This window comes from Kitasatospora sp. NPDC058162 (genome assembly GCF_042884005.1).
Classification (GTDB): Bacteria; Actinomycetota; Actinomycetes; order Streptomycetales; family Streptomycetaceae; genus Kitasatospora.
Genome location: NZ_JBHVUS010000008.1, coordinates 270,994 through 292,552 on the forward strand (window position 1 = coordinate 270,994; position 21,559 = coordinate 292,552).

Consider the following 21,559-nt stretch of genomic DNA (forward strand, 5'->3'; position numbering starts at 1 on the left):
GAGCGTCCGGGCACGAACCGGACACCTGTGAGCATTACACTGCTCCCCTCCCGAAGGCCGCCGTCGGAACTCGGGTGCGGTGAGGTGGGGGTACTGGTGCGGATTCGGCTGCTCGGCCCGGTGGAGTTGCAGCTCGCGGCGGGCGGTCCCGCCACGCTGGCGGGGGCGCAGCGGCGCGCGGTCCTGGCGCTGCCCGCGCTGCGGCTGGGCGAGGTGGTCAGCATGGACCAGTTCTGCGAGCTGCTGTGGGGGGAGCGGGCGCCGGCCAGCGCCCGGGCGGCGGTGCAGGGGCACGTGGCGGCGCTGCGCAAGGTGCTCGCCGACACCCCCTTCGAGCTGCACACCCGGACCTGCGGCTACCAGTTGAGCGGCCCGGCCGAGGAGGTGGACGCGCTGCGCTTCGCCCGGCTGACCCGCCGGGCCTCCGAGTGCGCCGACCGCGGTGCGGACGGGGAGGCGATCGCGCTGCTGGAGGAGGCGCTGCGGCTGTGGCGCGGCGAGGCGCTGGCCGACCTGCCGGACACCCCGTTGCGGGCCGCCACGGTGGACCACCTGAAGCAGTCCTCGACGGCGGCCCTGCTCAGCTGGGCCGGGCTGCGGCTGGGGCAGGGCACGGGCGCGGCGGCGGTGGAGCTGCTGGAGCGGAGCGTCCGGCGGGACGGGCTGCGCGAGGAGCTGGTGGCGCTGCTGATGCGCTGTCTGCACCAGGCCGGACGGCCCGCGGACGCGCTGACCGCCTTCCACCGGACCAGACTGCGGTTGGACCGCGAGCTGGGCATCCGGCCCGGTCCCGCGTTGCGGGCGGCGTTCGCCGAGGTGCTGGCGGACGACCGGCCGGCGGCGCCGCCGGCGGCGGTGACCGCCCCGGCCCCCGCCGCCGCTCCCCCGCCCGCCGAGCCGCCCCGGCCCGTCCCCCAGCAGCTGCCCGGCCAGCGGGTGGAGCTGATCGGGCGCACCGCCGAGACCCGGTGGCTGGACCGCGCCTGCGCCCCCGACCGGGCCACCGACGGACCGGCCCTGGTGGTCGGCCCGGCCGGCACCGGCAAGAGCGCCCTGGTCACCGCCTGGGCCCACCGGGCCGCCGACCGCTTCCCGGACGGCCGGCTGTACGCGGACCTGCGCGGCCTCGACCCGGCCGGCCCGGCCGAGCCCGGGGCCGTCCTCGGCCGCTTCCTGGCCGCCCTCGGCGTCCCGGCGGACGCCCTCCCCGCCGACCGGTCCGGCCGCGCGGCGCTCTACCGCGAGCGCACCAGGGGCCGCCGGCTGCTGGTCGTCCTGGACGACGCCGCCGACGCCGACCAGCTCGCCGACCTGCTGCCCGAGGGGCCGGGCTGCGCCGCCGTGGTCACCGCGCGCGGCTCCCTGGAGAAGCTGGTCGCCACCGACGACGCCGCCCTGCTGCGGCTGACCGCACTGCCCGAGGACGACGCCCTGGGCCTGCTGGAGCACCTGCTGACGCCCGGCCGGCTGGGCGCCGATCCGGTCGCCGCCGCCGAACTCGTCCGGCTCTGCGAGCACCTGCCGCTCGCCCTGCGGATCGCCGCCGCCCGGCTGGCCGCCCACCCGGACTGGACGGTCGCCGAGCTGGTCGCCGAACTCGCCGACGAGCACGGCCGGCTGGCCGCCCTGGAGCTCGACGACCGCACCGGCCTGCGCCAGCAGCTGCTCCTGACGTACCGTCAACTCCCGCCGGAGGCCGCGGAGCTGCTCGCCCTGCTGGCCGTCCATCCGGGCCCCGAGGTGGACGGCCCGGCGGCCGCCGCCCTGCTCGGCAGCGACCTCGCGGCCGCCCACCGGGCGCTCGGCGACCTGGCCTCCCGCCACCTGCTCACCGGCACCTCCCCCGGCCGCTACCACCGCACCGAGCTGGTCCGGCTGTTCGGCTGCCACCTGCTCGCCGACCAGCCCGAGCCCTTCCGGGTGCGGGCCCGCGCCCGGCTGCTGGACCACTACCAGGCCGCCCTGACGCACTGCGGCGGCTACCTCGACCCCGGCCAGGAGGACGCCGGGGCGCCCGCCCGGGCGCCGCAGCCCGTCCCGCCCGCCGTGGACATCCACACCGCGCTCGACTGGTTCCGCACCGAGGAGCCCGCGGTCCGCACCCTGATCGACCAGGCCGCCGTCACCGACCCCGACCGGGCCTGGCGGCTCGCCCTGACCACCGGTTCGCTCTACTACGGCGCCAGCCGCTTCACCGACTGGCTGGCCCGCGCCGACGTGGGCCTGGCGGCGGCCGAGCGCTGCGCCGACCCGGTCGCGGCGGCGTTCCTGCACAACTGCCGGGCCCAGGCGCTGGTCGCCCTGGAGCGCCGCCACGAGTCGGCGGAGGCGGCCCGGCGGGGGGTGGCGGCCGCCGAGTCGGCCGAGGGGCCGGCCGCCGTCTCGGCGCGGGTGCGGGCGCTCGCCACCCTGGCGATGGTCACCGCGATGCTCGGGGACTCCGTCGGGGCGCAGCGGCTGGCCGCGGAGGCGACCGCGCTCGCCGTCGGTTCGGGCGACCGGAAGCGGCTGGTCGACGCCCTGGTCCACCAGGGCTGGGTGTGCCTGGCGACCGGCGATCCGGAGGGCGCCCAGCGCCTGTCCCGGGAGGCCCGGGAGCTGCTGCCGGCCCGTCCGGTCACCCAGGTGCACCTGTGGTCGCTGCTGACCGAGGCGCAGGCCCTGCCGCCGACCGTCCGGGACGCCGCCGCGGACCTCGCCTGGCACCGGCTGCTGGCCGCCTGCGAGGAGGCCGGGCTGCTGTACCTCCACGCGGTCACCGAGCAGTCCTACGCGGCCCACCTGGTGGCCCGGGGCCGCGCCCCGCAGATGCGGCAGCGGCTGGCCTCGGCGCTGGACCGGTTCCGCCGGCACGACCGGCTGGCGGGCTACCGCAGCGAGTTCACCGCCAGCCTGGAGGCCTCGCTGAGCCTGCGCGCCGAGGGCGCGCCGGAGCACGGGGGCCCGCCCGGCGCCGGGGGCTTCCCGGGCCCCGGCCGGGCCGACGTCGGCCCGGCCGTCGAGGACGACCCGGCCGACGGCCCGTCGTTCAGCTGGTGACCGGCGCGTACCCGTGCTCCGCCGCCAGCACCGGCCGCAGGGCCCGGACGGCGTAGAAGTTCCGGGACTTGACCGTCCCCGGCGGCACCCCCAGCTGCGCCGAGGCCTCCAGCACCGAGCGGTCCTTCAGGTGCAGCTCGACCAGCACCTCGCGGTGGTGCTTCTGCACCCGCCGCAGCGCCAGCGCGATGTCCCGGGCGACCACCACCTGCTCGTACGGGTCCTCGGCGAGCGGGCGGTCCTCCACCGGCTCGCCGATGGCCTCCTGGGCGCGGGCGGCGGCCATCCGGTAGTGGTCGATCGCGATCCGGCGGGCGACGGTGAACAGCCAGGGACGGCTGTGCTCCGGGCCGGCGGCGAGGGCCTCCGGGTGCTGCCAGGCGCGCAGCAGGGTCTCCTGGAGGATGTCCTCGGCCTTGCCGCGGTCGCCACCGGTGTTGCGCAGCAGGGCGCGCAGCAGGTAGCCGCCGTGCAGCCGGTGGATCTCGGCCAGGGTGTCGGGGTCGAGGGTCCGTCGGGCCGGGGCCGGCTCCGGTGCCGCGACGGGGTCGGCAGGGGGGCCTGCGGGCGGCTGGACGACGGACGTGGGCGGAGCGACGGACTGCTTCGACACGCGCTACCTCTCAGGTCGGGCAAGGGCACATGGCAGGGCTTCCGCCGGACATCCCCCGTGGCGGCAGACAGCAGCCTGCCGGGCGGCGCCAAGGACCTGCCAACGATCCGCCAACGCCCCGGACCGGAGGGCACCCGTCCCGTCGCCGGGTGCCGCGCCCGGCCCCCGCCCGGCGCCGGGCTCAGTCCGCGCCGGGCACCGCCGCCGGGCCCTCGTTGAGCGCCCGCACCAGCTCCTGCACCCCGTCCTCGCCCCGGTGCTCGATCAGCACCGCGACCCAGCCCGCCAGCCGTTCCCGCTCGGCCACCGTCCACCCCGGCGCGGACGGGTGCTCGTCCACCACCAGCGCCCGCGCCAGGCCCAGCAGCCCCGGGGTGGGCTCCGAGCGCCGCTGCCGCTCCGGCAGCACCCGCAGCGCCAGCCGCCGGGCGACGGCCGTCACCTCGGCCGCGCCGCAGGCCGGCACCGCCAGCCCGGACGGCCCCGGCACCACCGGCGCCCCCATCCCCACCAGGGCCGCGATGTACGCCCGCACCTCCGGCCCGTCCGCTTCCATTCCCGCGTTCCTTCCCCGTCCCGTTCCGTCCCGCTCAACGTGCCTGGTGCCGGGCGGGGTTCAGCCACCGCCCGCCGGAGGTACCCGCCGGTACGGGTACGACCGGGAACCGCCCGTCCGGGCCGGACCGCATTGTCCCCGTCCACCATGAGGGCCGTGCGGTCGGCCCCGGGTTCGTCCTGCCCGGAACGTAGCCACGCATGCCGACGGACGGCGGCGGCCGACCGGGGGCGGGTGCCCCCGGCCAGCCGCCGGTGTGGGGGTGGGGCGTCACTTCTTCGTCTGCGCCACCGGGGTCTGGTACGGGTGGTGGTGGGTGCCGCCGATGTGCAGCTCCTCCTCGGGCTTGCCCGCGAGCTTGGGCAGCACGTGGGTGCCGAACGGGTCGGTGACGGTCACCGCGGCGCCGTTGCGGTGCACCTGGTGCGGCGAGCCGATCGAGTACGAGGCGAGCGCGAGCGCGGCGCTCGGGCTGGAGCCGCCGCTGGTGGCGGTGCCGAACAGGGCGCTGGCCACCGAGAGGCTGGTCGGCGCCGTGCCGAGGGTGGTGTAGGCGGACTGCTCGCCGCCGTACGCGCTGCCGAAGGCGGCGCCTCCGGTCACGGTGGTGCCGGTGGGCACGGTGACCGGGACGCTGGTGCCGGCCGGGCCCTGGACGGTGACCACGCCGCCCTGGACGTAGCCGCTGACGGTGCCCGCGGTGCGGGTCTGCTGCCAGGCGGTCTGCTGCTGCAGGGAGGTGCCGGCGTCGGTGAGGGTCTGGTTGACCATCGGGGTGGCCGCCGAGTACCAGCCGCGGTACTCGGACAGGATGCCGGTCAGGGTCTGCAGGGCCAGCCGGTCGTCGGTCAGGTTCGACTGGTGCATGAAGAACGGCCGCGGGTCGTTGCTGAGCACGTACCCGAGGGTGATCTTCTCCTGCATCGGCAGCACGTAGTTCGCCCAGCCGCTGTTCAGGTCCAGCGGCGAGATGCAGGTCGTGGTGGTCGGGTTGGCCTCGCAGTTGCCGCTGCCGCCGTTGGCCTTCGAGGTGTAGAGCCAGTTGTACTCGCTCACCTCGTCGGACTGGGTGGAGACGTTGTAGAAGACGTTGACCGGGTGCCGGGGCACGCCGAGTGCCGAGGCGATCTGCCGTTCGCCGGTCTCCCGGGAGGCGTCCACGCCGAGCCACTGGATGTTGTTCTGGCTGAGCGCGCCGAGGAAGCCCGGGTTGTCGTTGGGCTGCTGCGGCAGCATCACGGTGCCGGAGTGCTCACCGGCGACCAGCTCGCTCGGCCGGAACGGCAGCCCGTTGGCCTGGCCGAACTGGATGTTCTGCTGGATCTGGCTGTTGACGGTGGCCTGGTCGACGTACTGGATCGCGCCGGTGGAGTCGGTCTGGCACTTCCACGGGATCACGGTGAAGTTCTGCACGCAGCCCAGGAACGGGTGCTGGTAGGTGTGGTTGAGCCACATGAAGCTGTTCTTGTTCGCCAGCAGGGCGGTGGTCAGCGGGTCGGTGCCGCCGTTGGCCGACGCGTAGTCCAGGCTGGGGCCGCCGTTGAACAGGAAGTCCAGGGTGTAGCCGTTCTGCTGCTCCCAGGCGACGGTGGCGGTGACGTCCGCGGGCGTCATCCGGATCGCCGTGGTCGCCGGGACGTTGCCGACGCAGTCGCCCTCGCCCGGGGTGCAGTGACCGCTCTGGCTCCAGCGGGAGTTGGCGTTGAAGAGGTCGTCGATGTGGGCGGAGAAGTAGTTGCGCCAGTAGCCGAGGTGGACGCCCTTGGTCACCCAGTCGACGATGCCGTGCGCCAGCAGCCGGAACTGCTGCTGGTAGTAGTTGTAGGCGAAGGTGAGCACCAGCTGCTGGCGGCCGCCGGAGGTGTACACCCCGGCGAGGGTGCCCTGGGTACTGGTGCCGGGGATGGTCTCGGTCACGTACGGCTCGAAGTGCGAGCCGGTGGCCGGGTCGTCGGGCAGCGGGGTGGGCAGGTACCCGTACGATCCGCTGCCGCCGGCGGTGCCCTCGAAGGCGACCGGGCCGTTCAGGTACTGGAAGGCGTCGCCGCGGGCGGCGGCCGTCGCGGTGGCGGTGGTGGCGTCCAGCGAGCCGGACCAGGTCGGCGCGTTCAGGCCGGTGTTGGCGCCGGGCCAGACGTAGGCGTCCACCTGGCGGACCTGGTAGCTCTGCTCGTACCCGGTCAGCGCGCTCAGTTCGGCCGCGGAGAGCTGGGTCGGCGCGTCGTTGGGCATCACGACGCCCTCGAAGTGCCCGTGCGGGGTGCCGTCGGCCAGGGTGTCCGCGAGGAAGCCGGCGGTGATGGTGGCCCGGCTGCTGCTGGTCAGGTCGATGACGGTGGTGGGCACGCCCTCGGCGGAGAGCTGCTGCCGGATGCCCTCGACCCAGGGGTTGCCGTCGGTGACCACCAGGACGTTCAGGTCCACCCGCGAGCTCGTGGCGGAGGCCGGGACGACGGTGGCCAACCCGATCACCGCGGTGGCGACGGCCAGCGCGACGACGGGGAGGAAGCGGAAGGCCTTCACGCGAAAGCCCCCTGCGATATTACGGTGAGTCGACTCATGGCAGCCGATAATGCCCGTCCGGAACGGCCCCGCGCAGCAGCCTGGGAACAAGATTTACCAAGGTCTGGGGAATTACTGGTGGAAGCCCCGGCGGCGCCGACTCCCGGTCAATGTCGGCCGAGTGAACGGAATTTGATGGAGGCATGACCGGACGGCCTCGACCAGCGGCTTCGCCCCTCCGGAGCCGCTCGCCGGAGCCGCTCGCCGGAGCCGCTGCCCACGGTACTGGCGGGCGCCTGACAATGCCGCCCCGGTACGTGCCGTCCCGGCTTTTCCGGGCCGCCGCCGGAATACCGGTCAGGTCAATTCCGGCACCCCGCACGAAGGCCCGGACGGCGAGTTCGGCCGCGACCCGGCCCGCCGCGTCGCGGCCCTCCGGGTGCGAACCCCGGAGCCGCGGCCGTCAGGGGCCCGTCAGCAGGGCGTCAGCGGTGCGTCAATCCACCGGCGGGCGGGGTGGCGGCGGCGCAAGCTGGGGGACGTACCTGCAGGTCCGCAGGTCCTTCCGGAGGTGAGTCGCATGTCCGTGGTCGCTGCGTTCCATTCCGTCGTGCCCGACGTCCGCCGCCGGGGCCACGGCTTGCGCGCCGCGTTCTCCCAGGTGCTGGAGCGGCTGGCCGCCAGCCCGCTGGACAGCCCCGTGCTGGGCGCGATGGGCGCGCCGCGCTCGACCGAGCGCCCCGCCGGGCTGCACGCCCACTGGCACACCGTCACCCGCGAGGACGGGCGCACCGTGCTGGAGGCCGACTGGCGCCCCAGCCGCTGAGGCCACCGACGGCCGCCCCGCTTCCCTCCCGAGGGGAGCGTGGGGCGGCCGTCGCACGCCGGTGGGGCCGCGGGCCGCGCCCCCGGTTTTGCCCCGGCGGTCCGGAGACCGGTAGACACGGCCTCGACACGGTGCGTGCCGAAACCGTGCGTGACCTCCGGAGGCCCCGCCATGAGCGTGACGAGTCGGTACCGGGACGCCTGGGAGGGCTTCTGGAGCGAGGCGCCCGCGGAGCCCGGCTCGGTGATCTGGGACGCCGAGCCCGCCATCACCGCGGAGCGCCACCTCGCACTGTTCCGCCCCCACCTGCACGACCCCGGGCTCCCCGTGGTCGACCTGGGCTGCGGCAACGGCCGCCAGACCCGCTTCCTCGCCGAGCACTTCCCCCGGGCCCTCGGCGTCGACCTGTCCGGCACCGCCGTGGAACTCGCCCGGCGCCAGGACCCGGCCGGGCGGGCCGAGTACGCCCAGCTGGACGCCACCGACCCGGCCGCCGTCCGCGCCCTGCACGAACGCCTGGGCGACGCCAACGTGTACGTGCGCGGGGTGATCCACCAGAGCGAGCCCGCCGACCGCGGCCGCGTCGCCGAGGGCGTCGCCACCCTGCTCGGGCAGCGCGGCCGGGCCTTCCTGGTCGAACTGGCCGAGTCCGCCAAGGAGGTGCTGCGGGGGCTCGCCCAGGCCCCGGCCGGGCCGCCCGCGAAGCTGCGCCCGGTCTTCGCGCACGGGCTCGCCCCCGCCGAGGTGGCCGACGCGGCCTTCGACGGGCTGTTCCGCTCGGCCGGCCTGGCCGTCCTCGCCAGCGGCGAGATGCCGCTGTCCCTGACCGAGTTCACGGCCGAGGGCGGGCGGATCGAACTGCCCGCCTGGTGGCTGGCGGTCGGCCCGGACGGGACGGACGGGACAAACGGGCCGGAGCACGGCCCGCGCTGAACCCGTTGACGGCGCGGGCGCGTTCGACCAGTGTCAGGACCGACAGTGTGTCAGGACCGACGGAGCGTCAGGACGAGTCGTCGCAGCCGCTCGCGGGGCAGAGGGAGCCGGACCATGGGCATCGCACGTCGTGATCTTCTCAGGTGGGGCGCCGGCGCGGGCGGCGCGGCCGCGGTCGGCGCTCTGCTCGGGGCGCCCGCCGCCGCCTGGGCCGCGGGCCGGGCGACCACCCCGGGCGGGGTGGCGACGGACAGCTGGATGGGCCGGCTGGACGGGAGCCTGTCCCTGCTCGACCTCACCGTCCCCGGCACCCACGACTCCTGCTGCCAGAACCCCTGGTACGGCACCGAGTGGTCGCACACCCAGAACTGGGGCATCCCCCAGCAGCTGCAGGAGGGCGTGCGCTTCCTCGACATCCGCTGCAACGGCCTCCAGGGGGCGCCCGACGAGCTCGGGATCTACCACTCCGACGCCTACCAGCACATCCGGCTGCAGGACGTGCTCGACCAGTGCCGCGCCTTCCTGGCCGCGCACCCGGGCGAGACGCTGCTGATGCGCCTGCGCAACGAGCGCGCCGGCGGCCAGGCCCTCGACGACCAGGAGTTCCAGCGCAGGGTCGACCACTACCTGGACGGCCTCGGCTACCGCGACCTGTTCCACTTCTACGGCTGGCCCACCCTCGGCGCCGCCCGCGGCAAGGTGGTGCTGCTCGCCGACTTCGCCAACCCGTGGGGCCTGATCGACTGGTCCAGCGGCCAGAACGCCTGGTTCGACACCCAGGACGTCTGGCAGACCGGCGGCACCGACCCGCTGGGCGACAAGGGCCGGTACGTCGTCGCCCAGTTCGACAAGGCCTTCAGCAACCCCGGATATCCGCGGATGTTCGTCAACTTCCTCAGCTACGCGGGCGGCTACTGGCCCAGGACCAGCTCGCAGGCCGTGATGGACCGGGCGGTTTACCCGTACCTGAGCGCCCGCACCGGGCAGCGCGCCCGGTTCGGCATCGTTCCGATGGACTTTCCGGATTTCCACGTGAACGTGCTGCAGATGCTCATCGACAAGAACTTCGTCTGATCACGGTGTGGACGTCGCGCTCGCGGAGGCGACCAGGCTGGTGACGGCCCTGGTGCAGCCGTCGCCCTCCGGCTGGTGGCCGCACACCCGCAGGACGGTGTCGGCGGAGGCGGCCTCCACCATCATCGAGTAGTTGTCGTAGCCCCAGTGGATCAGGGCGGTCTCCTGCGAGCCGGTGCTGGTGGTGATGGTGGCGGTGTCCCCGGGGGAGCCGTCGGTGATGCCCGCCCAGGCGGCCCGGCAGCGGGCGCTGTAGTGGACGTACAGCACCACCCTGCCGATGGTGCCGGTCACCAGGGTGCGGTCGTCGGTCTCGCACCCCATGGCCTGCGGGTCCCGGCCGGCGCAGCCGACGCCCTGGCAGAGCTGGGCGGGCAGGGCCACCGGGCGCGCCCCGGCGGGGGCGGTCGGGCCGGCGGCGGAGGCCGCGGCGGCGCTGGTGTCGGCCTTCAGGCCGTGCAGGTAGAGGCCCGCGAGCACGAGGAGGACGGCGACGGCGGCGACGGCGGCCAGCGCCGGTGGTCGCCGCCAGCCGGGGACACCGGCGGTGGCGGCGGGAACGGGGACGGGTACGGGGACGGGCAGCGGGACGGGGATGGGAACGGCGACGGGAACCGGTACGGGGACGGTGGCGGCGGCCGCGGGTTCGGCGGCGGGCCCGGCAGCGGGTCCGGGTACGGGGGGCGCAGCGGCCGGCTCGGTCGCGCCGCGGGCGGCCTCGGCCTGGCGCAGCAGGGAGGTCAGCAGCACGGCGTCGCAGTCCACCGCGGCGATCAGGCCGGCCAGGGCCTGCGAGGTGATCAGACGCTTGCCGTTCAGCCAGCGTTCCCAGGAGGCCTTGCTGAGGTAGGTCCGCTTGCCGAGTTCGGCGAGCGAGATCCCGTGGGCGTCCTTGACCGCGCGCAGCTCTTCGGCCAGGCGCCGAGCGGGCTCCGACAGGTCGTCAGGCAGTGGTTTCCAGGACTGACTCATCGTGAGGTCACCTCTGGCGGTCGACGGTGGGCGCAAACTGATCTTCTTTCGGATGATCAGTTTAAGCTGCCCGGCGGATGACCCCGCCCGCCGGCCGCCGCACCCGGCCCATCGTCTCAACAGTGTCCCGGTCCCGCGTCCCAACCCGCAGCTCAGGGGCCCGGGGACGGTTCGCATCGTCTCAGAACCATCGGAGACGGTCGAAGAGCGGTGCCCGATCGCGCAGAGTTGGGCGCGCCGGGTAGCCCCGAGGTCAACACCGGTTCTGGTCCGGGTAAAGACCTCGCGGAGTCAGAGCGGACGTCAGAGCAGACGAGGGCGCCCCGGTGCAGTTGGATCCATGCACCACAACGGTCATCTCAGAGGAAGTTCGGGGAAACCTCATGGGCCGCCACCACGCGTCCGAGATCACATCACCATCACCGGCGTCACCGGCCGACCGGCTCGCCGGGGAGCTGCAGTCATTGAAGAACGGGTCGGGCCTCACCTACGCCCGGCTCAGCGAACGCACCCACTACGCGAAGTCCTCGTGGGAGCGCTGGGTGAACGGGAAGCAGTTCCCCCCGCGCGACGCGGTGCAGAGCATCGCGGTCGTCTGCGGGGGCGATGCCCAGCTCCTGCTGGAACTGTGGCAGCTCGCGGAGAGCCGCCGCCTCATGCTCGTCACCCCGGGCGTCCCCGGGCCGGGCGGCGGCCCGGTTCCCGGCGCCGGTCGGACCGACACGGTGCCGGCCCAACGGTCCGAGGGGGCGACTGTCGGGCCGTCCGCGGACGCTCCGACCGGGGAGGAGCCCCCGGAGTGCCCGCACCGCCGACAGGCCGCCATGCTGCGGCGGGTGGCCCTGGTCTCCCTCGCGGTCGGGGCGGGCGGGGTGCTGGCCGCGGCCGGCCGCCGGACCCTCCGACGGGAGGCCTGACCGCCCGCACCCGCCGTCCTGGTCCCTGCGGGCAGCGCAGGAACCTCCGGTCCCCACCGGTACCGACAACACCATCGGCACCATCGGCACCACAGACAGAGCGGCACCGCGCCCAGTGGGGAGGGCGCGGTGCCGCCGCCGTGGGGGGCCGCCGCCGTTACGCGACGCCGTCCTGCCACCACCAGAAGCCCGAGCCGTAGTTGGAGTGCTCGACCCGGCTGTCCACGTGCTGCCAGGAGACGGTGTGGGTCTCCAGGCCGGAGAAGCCGCAGGTCTCGGCGATCCGGTAGACATCCAGCGTGGACAGGCCGGAGACCGCGGTGTCGGCCGCCACCCCGTAGGTGTGCATGGAGTTGCCGGCCCCGCCCACCGAGGCGTTGTACGCGGTGCTGCGGAAGCCGGAGTTGATGGTGATCGCGCGGTCACCGGCCTTCTTGCGCAGCGCCTCCAGCTTGTACATGGTGCGGCGGACGTTCTCCCGCACCTCGTCGGCGCCGACGTTGCCGCCGCCGAAGCCCGAGCCGTCGTGGCTGGTGAACTCCGACCAGTTGAAGTGGGCGGTGGAACCGTCCGACTTCTCCAGCGCGTTCAGCACGCCGAAGGTCTGCGGGCCGGCCACGCCGTCCGCGCTGAGCCCGTAGGCGGCCTGGAAGCGGCGCACCGCGGCGGCGGTGCCGGGGCCGAAGGAGCCGTCCACGGACACGTAGGTCTGCGAGGCGGAGTCCGCCGCCCAGCCCGCGACGCGGATCTGCAGCTCGGCCACGGCCGAGCCGGACGAGCCCTGGCCGAGGTTGCCCGACCAGCCGTAGGCGGCCGCCGGACGGGCGAAGCCGATGTTGGCGACCGCGGCGAGCCCGGCGGCGGCCACCGCGCCGGTGCCGTAGCGCAGGAGGGCGCGGCGGTCGAGGGAAGAGCTGTTCACAACGTGCTCCTTCGAGGAGTCGGCGGGGGAAGACGTCGGACGGGGCGGTACCGCCGGAAAGGTCGACACGGGAGGCCGGTCAGGACGGACCGGTCGGTACCGGACGGGCCGGTCAGTACCAGTTGTGGGCCTGCCAGAAGCTCCAGGCCGAGCACGGGGAGCCGTAGCGGTCCTTGATGTAGTCCAGGCCCCACTGGAGCTGGGTGGCCGGGTTGGTCTGCCAGTCGGAGCCCGCGCTGGCCATCTTGTCGCCGGGCAGCGACTGCGGGATGCCGTAGGCCCCGGACGAGGGGTTGGTGGCGTAGACCTTCCAGCCGCTCTCGTGGTTGTAGATCTGGTCCAGGCAGCCGAACTGGCCGCTCACGCTCCAGCCGTGGGCGGGGAACTTCCACTGGGCGGTGATCTGCACCGTGCGGGCGACGCCCATCGCGTTCATGGTGGCCGGGCCGGCGATGCCGTCGTCGCTCAGGCTGTGGGCGTGCTGCCAGTTGCTGACAGCACTGGTCGTACCGGAGCCGTAGGCGCCGTCCGCGCCCGAGCCGGCCACCCGCTGGACCTCGGCGACCTTGTTGTGCAGGGCGAGTTCGGTGCGGCCGCCGTACACGCCGTCCTCGTCGAGGCCGTTGTCGTGCTGGAAGCTGCGGACGGCGGCGGCGGTCTGCGGGCCGTAGTTGCCGTCGACACCGCTGCTCGCCAGGTAGCCGATGCCCACCAGGTTGCGCTGGACCCAGGTGGTGCTGTCGGTCGCCTGGGCCTGCGCGGGCAGCAGGCCCAGCGCGACGAAGGCGAGCACGGCCGCGGCGAGTGCGCGCAGGGCCGAGGTTTTCTTCACGGGCGATCCCATCCCCTCAGGTGCCTGTCGGATGATCAGGCGGTGCCGCCCACTCTCGGGGGGCGGCCGTCCGTCCCGCCAGGAGTCGGCGGCACCAGGGACGTCCGGGGACGCTCCGGAGACGCCGTGGGAGGGCCGTGGGACGGGGTGAGACGGGCCCCGGCCGGGCGCGCAGCTCGGCGTGAGGCGGGCCTGGGACCGGCGTGGGACGGCTGTGGGACGGCCGTGGGACGCCGATGGCCGACCCGTTCACACTGGAACGGGCCGGCCACCGGACGGCGGGTCAGCCCAGCAGTCGGCTCCAGGTCCGGGCGTCCACCAGGCCGTCGGCCGGCAGCCCGGCCGAGGACTGGAAGGACGTCACCCCCGCCTGGGTGCCCGGGCCGAACGCGCCGTCCACGCTCACCTGGATGCCGTGCGCGACCAGCTGGCTCTGCACGGCCTGCACCGCGCTGCCCGAGGCGCCGCGGGCCAGCGGCGCCACGGCCTGGCTCCAGGTCTGGTTGCCCGCGACGCCGTCGGCCGAGGCGTGGGTGGTGTTCTGGAAGGCCGTGACGGCGGCCTGGGTGGCGGGCCCGTACGCGCCGTCCACGGTCAGCGACTGGCCGCGCTGCACCAGCAGGTACTGCAGCGTCTTCACGTTCTCGCCCGAGGCGCCGCTGCTGAGCATCGGCCAGACCGGGCCGGTCGGGTCCCCGCCGATCCGGGCCGCGACGTCCCGGCGGATCTGCGGGATCAGCGCGTAGAGGCGGTCGCCGGGGCACTCGGTGGTGTTGAAGTCCCGGTGGCCGTACACCTGGTAGGCGCGCAGCCCGTACTGCCGGCAGATGTAGGTGATCAGGTCGATCAGCGCCGCGTACTGCTCGCTGCGCGGGTCGACGGTGCTGTACGTGCCCTCGTTCTCGATGCCGATGGCCACCGTGTTCTGCGCGGTGCAGTGGGCCCCCTCGACGTGCTGGGTGCCGCCGCGCAGCGTGGCCAGGCTGCTGTGGCGGCCCTCCATGACGTAGGCGCCGCGGCTGACGGTGAAGTGCTGGCCGGTGTCGATCCAGTGCTCGCTGTCCATCTGGTAGGCCTGCATCGACCGGGCCAGCGAGAACGCGGCGGCCTGGGAGTAGTCCGTCACGTTGGGCGTCGCGGTGTGGTGGACGATCACCTTGTCCGGCGCGCCGGACACGAAGTTGAGCGGGCTGCTGGCCGCCCGGGCGCCCCAGGCGCCGGTGTCGGCGATCACCGGGCCGGTCGCGGCGCGGGCCACCCCGGCGGTCAGGGCGGAGCCCAGCAGGGCGCCGGTGCCGACGGCGAAGGCGCCGGCCAGGAAGGTGCGGCGGCCGGGGCCGACGGGAGAGGAGGCGGGGTTCACGGGGTCCATGCAGCCACGCTAGGAGCGCCGCGAACCCGTCCACCACGCTTCACCGTCCCTCCCGCGTCCCAGCGCCCGTCCCGGGACGGCGGCGGGCGGGCCGCGCGGCCTCAGGCCCGGCGCACCCGGACGCCGCTCTCGGCGATCGCCTGCTCCTGGGCGTCCGGCAGGCCCGCGTCGGTCACCAGGTCGTGGACGTCGGCGAGCGGGCAGATCGAGGCGAAGGTGACCCGGCCGACCTTCGTCCGGTCGGCGAGCACGACGGTGCGGGCGCTGCTGCGCAGGAAGGCCCGGTCGGTCTGGGCCTCCATCTCGTCGTGGGTGGTGCAGCCCTGCTGGACGGTCAGGCCGTCCACGCCGATGAAGGCGAGGTCCAGGTGGTACTGGTCGAGCATCCGCTCGGCGGCCGGGCCGACCAGTTCGTAACTGGCCGAGCGGGCCAGGCCGCCGATCACCACCAGCCGGACCTCGGGGCGGACGATCAGCTCGGCGGCGATGTTGACCGCGTTGGTGACCACGGTGAGGTTGCCGCGCTCGGCGAGCACCCGGGCCAGCTCGGTGGTGGTCGTACCGCCGGTCAGGCCCACCACGGCGCCGTCCGGCACCAGTTCGGCGGCGGCCCGGGCGATCCGGCGCTTCTCCTCCGCCTGCTGGTCGCTCCGGTGCCGCAGCGGGATCTCCAGGTTGACCGCCCCCGTCACCGCACCGCCCCGGGTGCGCTGGAGCAGCCCCTGGTCCTGCAGTTCCTGCAAGTCCCGGCGCACGGTCGCGTCGGACACCCCGAGCAGGTCGGAGAGCGTCCGCACGTCCGCGCTCCCCGCCTCGGCGATGTGCGAGACGATCCTGGCGGCGCGATCAGCTTTGAGCATGGACGGAGTGTAGTTCAGCCGGGATCGACGGTCGCTGACTGCACGCCCTCCCCCTGCTGCCGCCCGGCGCCCCGGGCGCCCCGGACGCCCCGGCTCGACGGCGGCGGTTCGCCGGATTCGCTGCGCACATCCGATCGGACCTCCTGGTGTTCGGACAGGTACGAGCAGGGCGGCGCGGTCAGCACGGCGAGCAGCCGGGCGACTTCGCGGGCCACCGCCGCCCGGCCCTCCCCCAGGTACCTCCGGGTGTCCACCAGGGCCGGGTCGGCGGCCAGGCTGCGGCGGACCGCCTCGGTGAAGGCCTTGTTGAGGTGGGTGGCGATGTTGACCTTCGTCATCCCGCGGGCGACCGCCGCCGCGAGCACGGGCTCCGGCACCCCGGAGGAGCCGTGCAGCACCAGCGGCACCGGGACGGCGGCCCGCAGCGCGGCTATCAGGTCGAGGTCCAGGGCCGCGGTGCGGGTGAGCATGGCGTGCGAGGTGCCGACGGCCACGGCCAGTGCGTCGACCCCGGTGCGCCCGACGAACTCGGCGGCCTGCGCCGGGTCCGTCCGGGCGCCGGGGGCGTGCACCCCGTCCTTGCCGCCGACCTCGCCGAGTTCGGCCTCCAGCCACACGCCCGCGTCGTGGCACAGCCGGGCCACCTCGGCGGTGGCGTGCACGTTCTCCTCGTACGGCAGCGCCGAGGCGTCGAACATCACCGAGCCGAACCCCAGGCCGAGGGCCTCCGCCACCAGCGGCCGCTCGGTCGCGTGGTCCAGGTGGACGGCCACCGGCACGGCGGCGGCCCGGGCCACGGCGAGCGTCGCCGCGCCGATCGGCGTCAGGCCGCCGTGGTAGCGGACGGCGTTCTGGCTGAGCTGCAGCACCACCGGTGCCCCGACGGCCTCGGCGCCGGCGACGATGGCCTGGGCGTGTTCCAGCTGGATGACGTTGAAGGCTCCGACGCCGCGGCCGCCGCTCAGCGCGGGCGCGACGATCTCTCCGGTTCCGACCAGGGTCACGGTTCTCCTCCGGGCTGGGCCGTCGGCGGACGGCAGGGTCCTGAACGGTCCGGCTGCGGTTCGAGCGGCTCGATCCGGACCTCGTCGAGCAGCCGCCGGTAGGCCTCGGCGTCGTACTGTCCGGCCACCGGGGCGAGCACGGTGGCCGCGGACAGTGCCGCGGCCCGGCGCAGCCGCTCGGGCCAGGGCGTCCCGTCGGCCAGGCCGAGGGCGAGGGCGGCGACGGCCGAGTCGCCCGCCCCGGTCGGGTTGCCGGGCAGCGCCCCGGGCGGGCGGGCCCGCCAGCGGCCCTCGGCGGTGGCGGCGAGCAGGCCGTCCGGGCCGAGCGAGGCGACCACCGCGGCGGCCCCGGCCGCGCGCAGCCGTTCCGCGCCCCGGACCGGGTCCCCGGTGCCGGTGGCCGCGGCGAGTTCGTGGGCGTTGGGCTTCACCACGGCCGGGCCCGCGGGCAGCGCCCCCAGCAGGGCCGGTCCGTCCGCGTCCAGGACGGCCGGTACGCCGTGGGCGCGGGCCAGCTCGACCAGGACGGCGTAGGCGTCCGCGGGCAGTCCGGGCGGCAGGCTGCCGGAGAGCACCGCGACGGCGGTGCCGGGCAGCAGCCGCCGGTAGTGCGCCAGGAAGCGCCGCCACTCCGGGGCGGTGACGGGCGGCCCTGGTTCCAGGAAGACGGTGGTGTCCCGGTCGTCCGCGACGGCGACGGTGCGGCGGGTCTCCCCCGCGACCTCGACCAGCTCGTCGTGCAGCGCGGCCGCCGCGAGGTCCGCCCGCAGGGCCTGGCCGGTGGGGCCGCCGGCCAGGCCGGTGACGATCGCGGTGCGGCCGAGCGCGGCGAGCACCCGGGCCACGTTGACGCCCTTGCCGCCGGCCTGCTGCCGGACGTCCCGCACCCGGTTGCCGGCGTGCAGGCGGACGGCGGGGAGCCGGTAGGTGAGGTCCAGCGCCGGGTTGAGGGTCACGGTGAGGATCACCGGCGGACGCCGCCCGGCCGCCGGGGCCTACCGGTCACGGCTGGTCCAGCACGATCGAGCGGGTGAGGTGGCGCGGCCGGTCGGGGTCGAGGCCGCGCCGGACGGCGAGGCCGACGGCCAGGCGCTGGACCCGGACCAGTTCGGCCTGCGGGTCGAGCCGCGGCACGCTGACCGCGGCGCCGGTCGCCCCGGCCTGCCGGACCAACCCCGCGGGCGGGGTGTCGAGGAACCAGACCAGGCCCTCGGGGCCGCTGACGCTGATCGGGCCGTGCCGGTACTCCATGGCCGGGTAGGACTCGGTCCACGAGGCGGAGGCCTCCCGGACCTTGAGCGCGGCCTCGTTCGCCACCCCGCAGCTCCAGCCGGTGCCGAGGAAGGTGAACTGCCGCGCCTGCGCCGCTCCCGGGGGCAGCGGTTCGGCGAGCGCCGTCCGGGCCTGGACGGGCAGGTCGGCCGGTGCGGCGCCGAGGTGGGCGCGCAGCAGGGCGAGCGCGGTGGTGGCGAACCGGGTCTGGACGACGGACCGCTCGTCGGCGAACTCCAGCGCCACCAGGTGGCGTGCGGCGGCGCCGACCGGGGTGCGCGGGTCGGCGGTGATCGCGACCGTCTCGGTGGTGCCCACCCCGGCGAGGACGTCGAGCACCTCGGTGGTGGTGCCGGAGCGGGTGAGCGCGACGATCCGGTCGTACGGGCGGCCGACCGGGTACTCGGAGGCGGCGAAGGCGTCGGTCTCGCCGAACCCGAGGGATTCGCGCAGCACCGCGTAGGCCTGGGCGATGTAGAGCGAGGTGCCGCAGCCGATGACGGCGACCCGCTCCCCCGGTTCGGGCAGGTGCCGCGGGGCCAGTTCCAGGGCGCGCTGCCAGCAGTCGGGCTGGCTGGCGATCTCTTCGTCGACGTGGGCCATCAGGTCCTCCTGCGCGAGACTGCACGAACATGCGTGAAGATGATCGATTTATAGTTCAGCTCGCCATCATTGCGCAATAGTGCGCATCCTCGATCATCTTCGCGCAGTCGCCCTCCGGAGCCGCACCGCCCGTCGGCGCGCTCCCCCGGCGCCGGACTCCTCGAACACCCGACGGAGTGGTTGAGATCATCACGCTATTCACCGGTCCGAGCGATTCCGGCCCGTCCGTGTATCCGCCGATGACTAAGCTGCCCGTTCTGTGACCGAACGTCAGAAGAGCCCAGCAGGGCAGCAGACCGCCGATGTCGTGATCCTCGGCGCCGGACCGGCCGGACTCACCCTCGCGAACATCCTCCACGCCGCCGGGATCGACTGCGTCGTCCTCGAACGCGCCGACGACGCCCACGTCCGGACCAGGGCCCGGGCCGGCTTCCTCGCCGCCAACACCGTCCGGGTGCTGGAGCGCCACGGCCTCGCCGAAGGTCTGAACCGGCGCGGCAAGCCGCACGGCACCTGCGAGTTCCGCACCGAGGACGGCAGCTTCCGACTCGACTACGGCGCCCTCGGCCGCCGCGAACTCCACACCGTCTACCCCCAACAGGACCTGGTCTCCGACCTCCTGGCGCACTACCTGGACGCGGGCGGCCGGATCGCCTTCGAGACCGAGGCCCAGGCCGTGCGGGACGCCGACGGCCCCCGCCCCACCGTCACCGTGCGCGACGCCGAGGGCCGCCCCGGCCGCTGGCGCGCCCGGTACGTGGCCGGCTGCGACGGCCGCCACGGCGCCGCCCGGCGCTCCCTGCCCCCCGGCACCCGCCGGCACCACCGCGACCACGGCGTCACCTGGCTCGGCCTGCTCGCCGAGGCGCCCCCGAGCATGGACGCCGTCGGCTACGCGATGCACCCCGACGGCTTCGCCGGCCACATGGCCCGCACCGCCGACATCACCCGCTACTACCTCCAGTACGAGCCCGGCGCCCCGGCCGACGCCTGGTCGGAGGAGCGGATCTGGGCCGCCCTCGACCGGCGGATGCGCACCGACGAGCACGGGCCGCTGCACCACGGCCGGATCCTTCAACGCTCCGTCATCCACCTGGAGTCGGACGTGGTCGAGCAGCTGCGGCACGGCTCGCTGCTGCTGGCCGGGGACGCCGCCAGCCTGCCCGCCCCCGCCGCCGCGAAGGGCGCCAACCTGGCCGTCCTGGAGGCCGAACTCCTCGCCGAGGCCCTGGTCGACGAGCTCCGCCGGGGCGACTCCCGGGCGCTGGACGGCTACTCCCCGCGCTGCCTCGCCCACATATGGCGGGCCCAGGAGTTCGCGCACTGGATGATCCAGTTCCTGCACTCCCCCGTCGGCCCGGATGAGGAATCGTTCTTCCACGAATCCATGCGGCGCTCCCGCGTCGAATCCCTGCGCACCTCGCGCACCCACCAGGACTGGTTCGCCGAGAACTACGTCGGCCTCTGACCGCCCGTCCACCGGACACCCCAGCCCCCTCAGCAAGGACCCCCTCGCCATGACCGCGACACCCCACGACGACACGGCCCTCCTGCGCGCGACGGCCGACTTCGTCCGGGAGCACGACACCGCGACCCTGCTCCCGCTGCTGCTGCCCGCGCTCGACGGCCCGGAACTGCTGGCCCTGGCCGAGCGCTGCCGCTTCTCGCACGCCGCGCTGCTCGTCCTGCCCCCGGACCGGGCCGCACTCCACCGCCAACTCGCCGACTGCGGACTGGACTTCGACGCGCCCCCGCAGCCCAGCGTGGTGGTCCGCGGCCGGCTCGCCCGCCGGCACGGACGCCCCGAGGCCGAGCTCGACGTCACCATCCTGCGCCCGCCGGTGCCCGGCCCCCACGGGGAGCGGAGCGTCGAGGTGTTCGCCCTCACCGTGCCGCCCGGCTCCGACCTGGCCGGCCTCGCCGCCCACGAGCGCGCCCACCAGCACGAGGCCCACCTCGCCTTCGACGTCGCCCACCCCGACCCGTTGGCGCTGCGCGGCCTCTGCGCGCTGTTCACCCGGCACGGCGCCGCCCCCGACGGCGGCGGCTACAACCCCCACGAGGACTCCACCGTCCTCTACTTCACCACCCCCGCCGACTCCCGCACCGGCTACCGCCGGGTCGAGCTCCACGCCCACGGCGACCACCGCACGGTGCTCGCCGACCACCTGGGCGAGGAGGCCACCCAGCGGTCGGCCGAGACCCTGCTGCACCAGCTGACCGGCGCCTGGACCACCCAGGCCCTCGCGGTCGCCGCCCGCCTGGGCCTGCCCGACGCCCTGGACATCCGCACCGCCACCGCGCCGCACGACCTCGCCGGCAAGCTCGGCACCGACCCGCAGAGCCTCGCCACCCTGCTGCGCTACCTCGCCATGCTCGGCGTCGTCGCCGAACACCCCGACGGCTACCGGCTCACCGGCACCGGCACCCTGCTGCGCGCCGACTCCCCCGGCTCGATGCGACCGCTGGCGCTGATGTACGGCGGCCCGTTCTACCGCTCCTTCGCGGAGCTGGAACACACCGTCCGCACCGGACAGGCCGCCTTCGACCACCTCTTCGGCGAGAACCACTTCGACCACTTCGCCCGCGACCCCGAACTCTCCGAGCTCTTCGACCTGTCCATGGCCGCGAGCGCCCGGATGTTCGACCCGCTCCCGGAGCACCCCGTCATCACCGCCGTGGGCTCCCGCGCCCCCGGCGGCACCGTCGTCGACATCGCCGGCGGCAACGGCGAACTGCTCGGCCGCCTGCTCGCCGCCCACCCCCGGCTGCGCGGCGTCCTGCTGGAACGCCCGCACGCCGTCGAAGCCGCCCGCCGCCGGCTCGACGCCGACGGGCTCGGCGAGCGCTGCGGCTACCTGGCGGGCGACTTCGCCGACGTCCCCGGCGACGCGGACGTCTACGTGCTGTCCCGGGTGCTGCACGACTGGGACGACGAGCGCTGCGCCGAGATCCTGCGGCACTGCGCCCGCGTGATGCCCGCCCACGCCGACCTGCTGATCGTCGAACGGCTGCTGCCCGCCGACGGCTCGACCTCGCTGGCCACCGCGTGGGACCTCCACATGATGGTCAACACCGGCGGCCGCGAACGCCGCGCCGACCACTACGGCCGGCTGCTCGCCGACGCCGGGCTGCACCTGCTCGGACACCGCCCGCTCCCGCTGGGCGCCGCCGTGCTGCACGCCCGCAAGGCCGCCGTCCCGGCCCCGGCCGGGCCGTCCCACGCCCCGGCCCGCTCCGGGGCGTGACTCCCCGGTGCCCC

17 protein-coding genes and 1 pseudogene are annotated in these 21,559 nt (G+C 75.0%); 7 read left to right on the top strand and 11 right to left on the bottom strand.

Annotation, left to right across the window (positions count from 1 at the left end):
* The first annotated feature begins 96 nt into the window (after positions 1-96).
* Complete coding sequence (locus tag ACFVXG_RS18845; RefSeq protein ID WP_387928880.1) at positions 97-3,039, top strand: BTAD domain-containing putative transcriptional regulator; 2,943 nt, start codon at positions 97-99, stop codon at positions 3,037-3,039.
* Here the strand turns inward: ACFVXG_RS18845 and ACFVXG_RS18850 are convergent.
* From ACFVXG_RS18850 to ACFVXG_RS18860, 3 genes are all read right to left on the bottom strand, one after another.
* Positions 3,029-3,652: a sigma-70 family RNA polymerase sigma factor gene (locus tag ACFVXG_RS18850; protein WP_387928882.1), complete on the bottom strand. Its 624-nt coding sequence runs from the start codon at positions 3,650-3,652 to the stop codon at positions 3,029-3,031. The two genes, ACFVXG_RS18845 and ACFVXG_RS18850, sit on opposite strands and share 11 nt — an antisense overlap.
* 181 nt (positions 3,653-3,833) lie before the next feature.
* A complete protein-coding gene (locus ACFVXG_RS18855) occupies positions 3,834-4,208 on the bottom strand; it encodes a hypothetical protein (protein WP_387928884.1) in 375 nt (124 codons plus the stop codon).
* Between the two features lie 270 nt (positions 4,209-4,478).
* Positions 4,479-6,731, bottom strand: a complete 2,253-nt coding sequence (locus ACFVXG_RS18860) for a hypothetical protein (protein ID WP_387928886.1) — start codon at positions 6,729-6,731, stop codon at positions 4,479-4,481.
* Positions 6,732-7,290: 559 nt separating this feature from the next.
* Here ACFVXG_RS18860 and ACFVXG_RS18865 point away from each other — a divergent pair.
* From ACFVXG_RS18865 to ACFVXG_RS18875, 3 genes are all read left to right on the top strand, one after another.
* Complete coding sequence (locus ACFVXG_RS18865) at positions 7,291-7,536, top strand: hypothetical protein (protein WP_387928888.1); 246 nt, start codon at positions 7,291-7,293, stop codon at positions 7,534-7,536.
* Positions 7,537-7,707: 171 nt separating this feature from the next.
* Positions 7,708-8,469 carry a class I SAM-dependent methyltransferase gene (locus ACFVXG_RS18870; protein WP_387928889.1) on the top strand — a complete coding sequence of 254 codons (762 nt, stop codon included), beginning with the start codon at positions 7,708-7,710 and terminating at the stop codon, positions 8,467-8,469.
* 114 nt (positions 8,470-8,583) lie between these two features.
* Positions 8,584-9,543 (top strand): phosphatidylinositol-specific phospholipase C, encoded by a 960-nt coding sequence (locus tag ACFVXG_RS18875; protein ID WP_387928891.1) that lies wholly within the window; start codon positions 8,584-8,586, stop codon positions 9,541-9,543.
* On the opposite strand, the gene ACFVXG_RS18880 is transcribed toward ACFVXG_RS18875, so the two are convergent.
* Positions 9,544-10,515 carry a DUF2690 domain-containing protein gene (locus ACFVXG_RS18880; protein ID WP_387928892.1) on the bottom strand — a complete coding sequence of 324 codons (972 nt, stop codon included), beginning with the start codon at positions 10,513-10,515 and terminating at the stop codon, positions 9,544-9,546.
* Between the two features lie 383 nt (positions 10,516-10,898).
* Between ACFVXG_RS18880 and ACFVXG_RS18885 the strand changes: the two genes are divergently transcribed.
* Complete coding sequence (locus tag ACFVXG_RS18885) at positions 10,899-11,432, top strand: helix-turn-helix domain-containing protein (RefSeq protein ID WP_387928894.1); 534 nt, start codon at positions 10,899-10,901, stop codon at positions 11,430-11,432.
* 157 nt (positions 11,433-11,589) lie between these two features.
* Here ACFVXG_RS18885 and ACFVXG_RS18890 read toward each other — a convergent pair whose 3' ends face one another.
* The 7 genes and pseudogenes from ACFVXG_RS18890 to ACFVXG_RS18920 form a co-directional block, all read right to left on the bottom strand.
* The gene (locus ACFVXG_RS18890) at positions 11,590-12,354 is read right to left on the bottom strand and encodes a D-Ala-D-Ala carboxypeptidase family metallohydrolase (RefSeq protein ID WP_387928895.1); all 765 of its coding nucleotides are present in this window, start codon (positions 12,352-12,354) and stop codon (positions 11,590-11,592) included.
* Positions 12,355-12,466: 112 nt separating this feature from the next.
* Entirely contained in the window at positions 12,467-13,186 is a 720-nt protein-coding gene (locus tag ACFVXG_RS18895; protein WP_387928896.1) for a peptidoglycan-binding protein, read from the bottom strand.
* Positions 13,187-13,469: 283 nt separating this feature from the next.
* Positions 13,470-14,558 carry an N-acetylmuramoyl-L-alanine amidase gene (locus ACFVXG_RS18900; protein WP_387928897.1) on the bottom strand — a complete coding sequence of 363 codons (1,089 nt, stop codon included), beginning with the start codon at positions 14,556-14,558 and terminating at the stop codon, positions 13,470-13,472.
* A 101-nt stretch (positions 14,559-14,659) separates the two neighbouring features.
* Complete coding sequence (locus ACFVXG_RS18905) at positions 14,660-15,418, bottom strand: DeoR/GlpR family DNA-binding transcription regulator (protein WP_387928898.1); 759 nt, start codon at positions 15,416-15,418, stop codon at positions 14,660-14,662.
* A 173-nt stretch (positions 15,419-15,591) separates the two neighbouring features.
* A pseudogene (locus ACFVXG_RS18910) lies at positions 15,592-16,422 on the bottom strand (ketose-bisphosphate aldolase); the annotation flags it as partial.
* Entirely contained in the window at positions 16,419-17,390 is a 972-nt protein-coding gene (locus ACFVXG_RS18915; protein WP_387928900.1) for a 1-phosphofructokinase family hexose kinase, read from the bottom strand. The pseudogene ACFVXG_RS18910 and the gene ACFVXG_RS18915, both read right to left, overlap by 4 nt.
* Before the next feature lie 34 nt (positions 17,391-17,424).
* Positions 17,425-18,297 carry an SIS domain-containing protein gene (locus ACFVXG_RS18920; RefSeq protein WP_387928902.1) on the bottom strand — a complete coding sequence of 291 codons (873 nt, stop codon included), beginning with the start codon at positions 18,295-18,297 and terminating at the stop codon, positions 17,425-17,427.
* Between the two features lie 259 nt (positions 18,298-18,556).
* On the opposite strand from ACFVXG_RS18920, the gene ACFVXG_RS18925 reads away from it, so the two are divergent.
* Positions 18,557-19,765 carry a 4-hydroxybenzoate 3-monooxygenase gene (locus ACFVXG_RS18925; RefSeq protein WP_387928904.1) on the top strand — a complete coding sequence of 403 codons (1,209 nt, stop codon included), beginning with the start codon at positions 18,557-18,559 and terminating at the stop codon, positions 19,763-19,765.
* Between the two features lie 49 nt (positions 19,766-19,814).
* The gene (locus ACFVXG_RS18930) at positions 19,815-21,545 is read left to right on the top strand and encodes a methyltransferase (protein WP_387928906.1); all 1,731 of its coding nucleotides are present in this window, start codon (positions 19,815-19,817) and stop codon (positions 21,543-21,545) included.
* Positions 21,546-21,559: the final 14 nt, after the last annotated feature.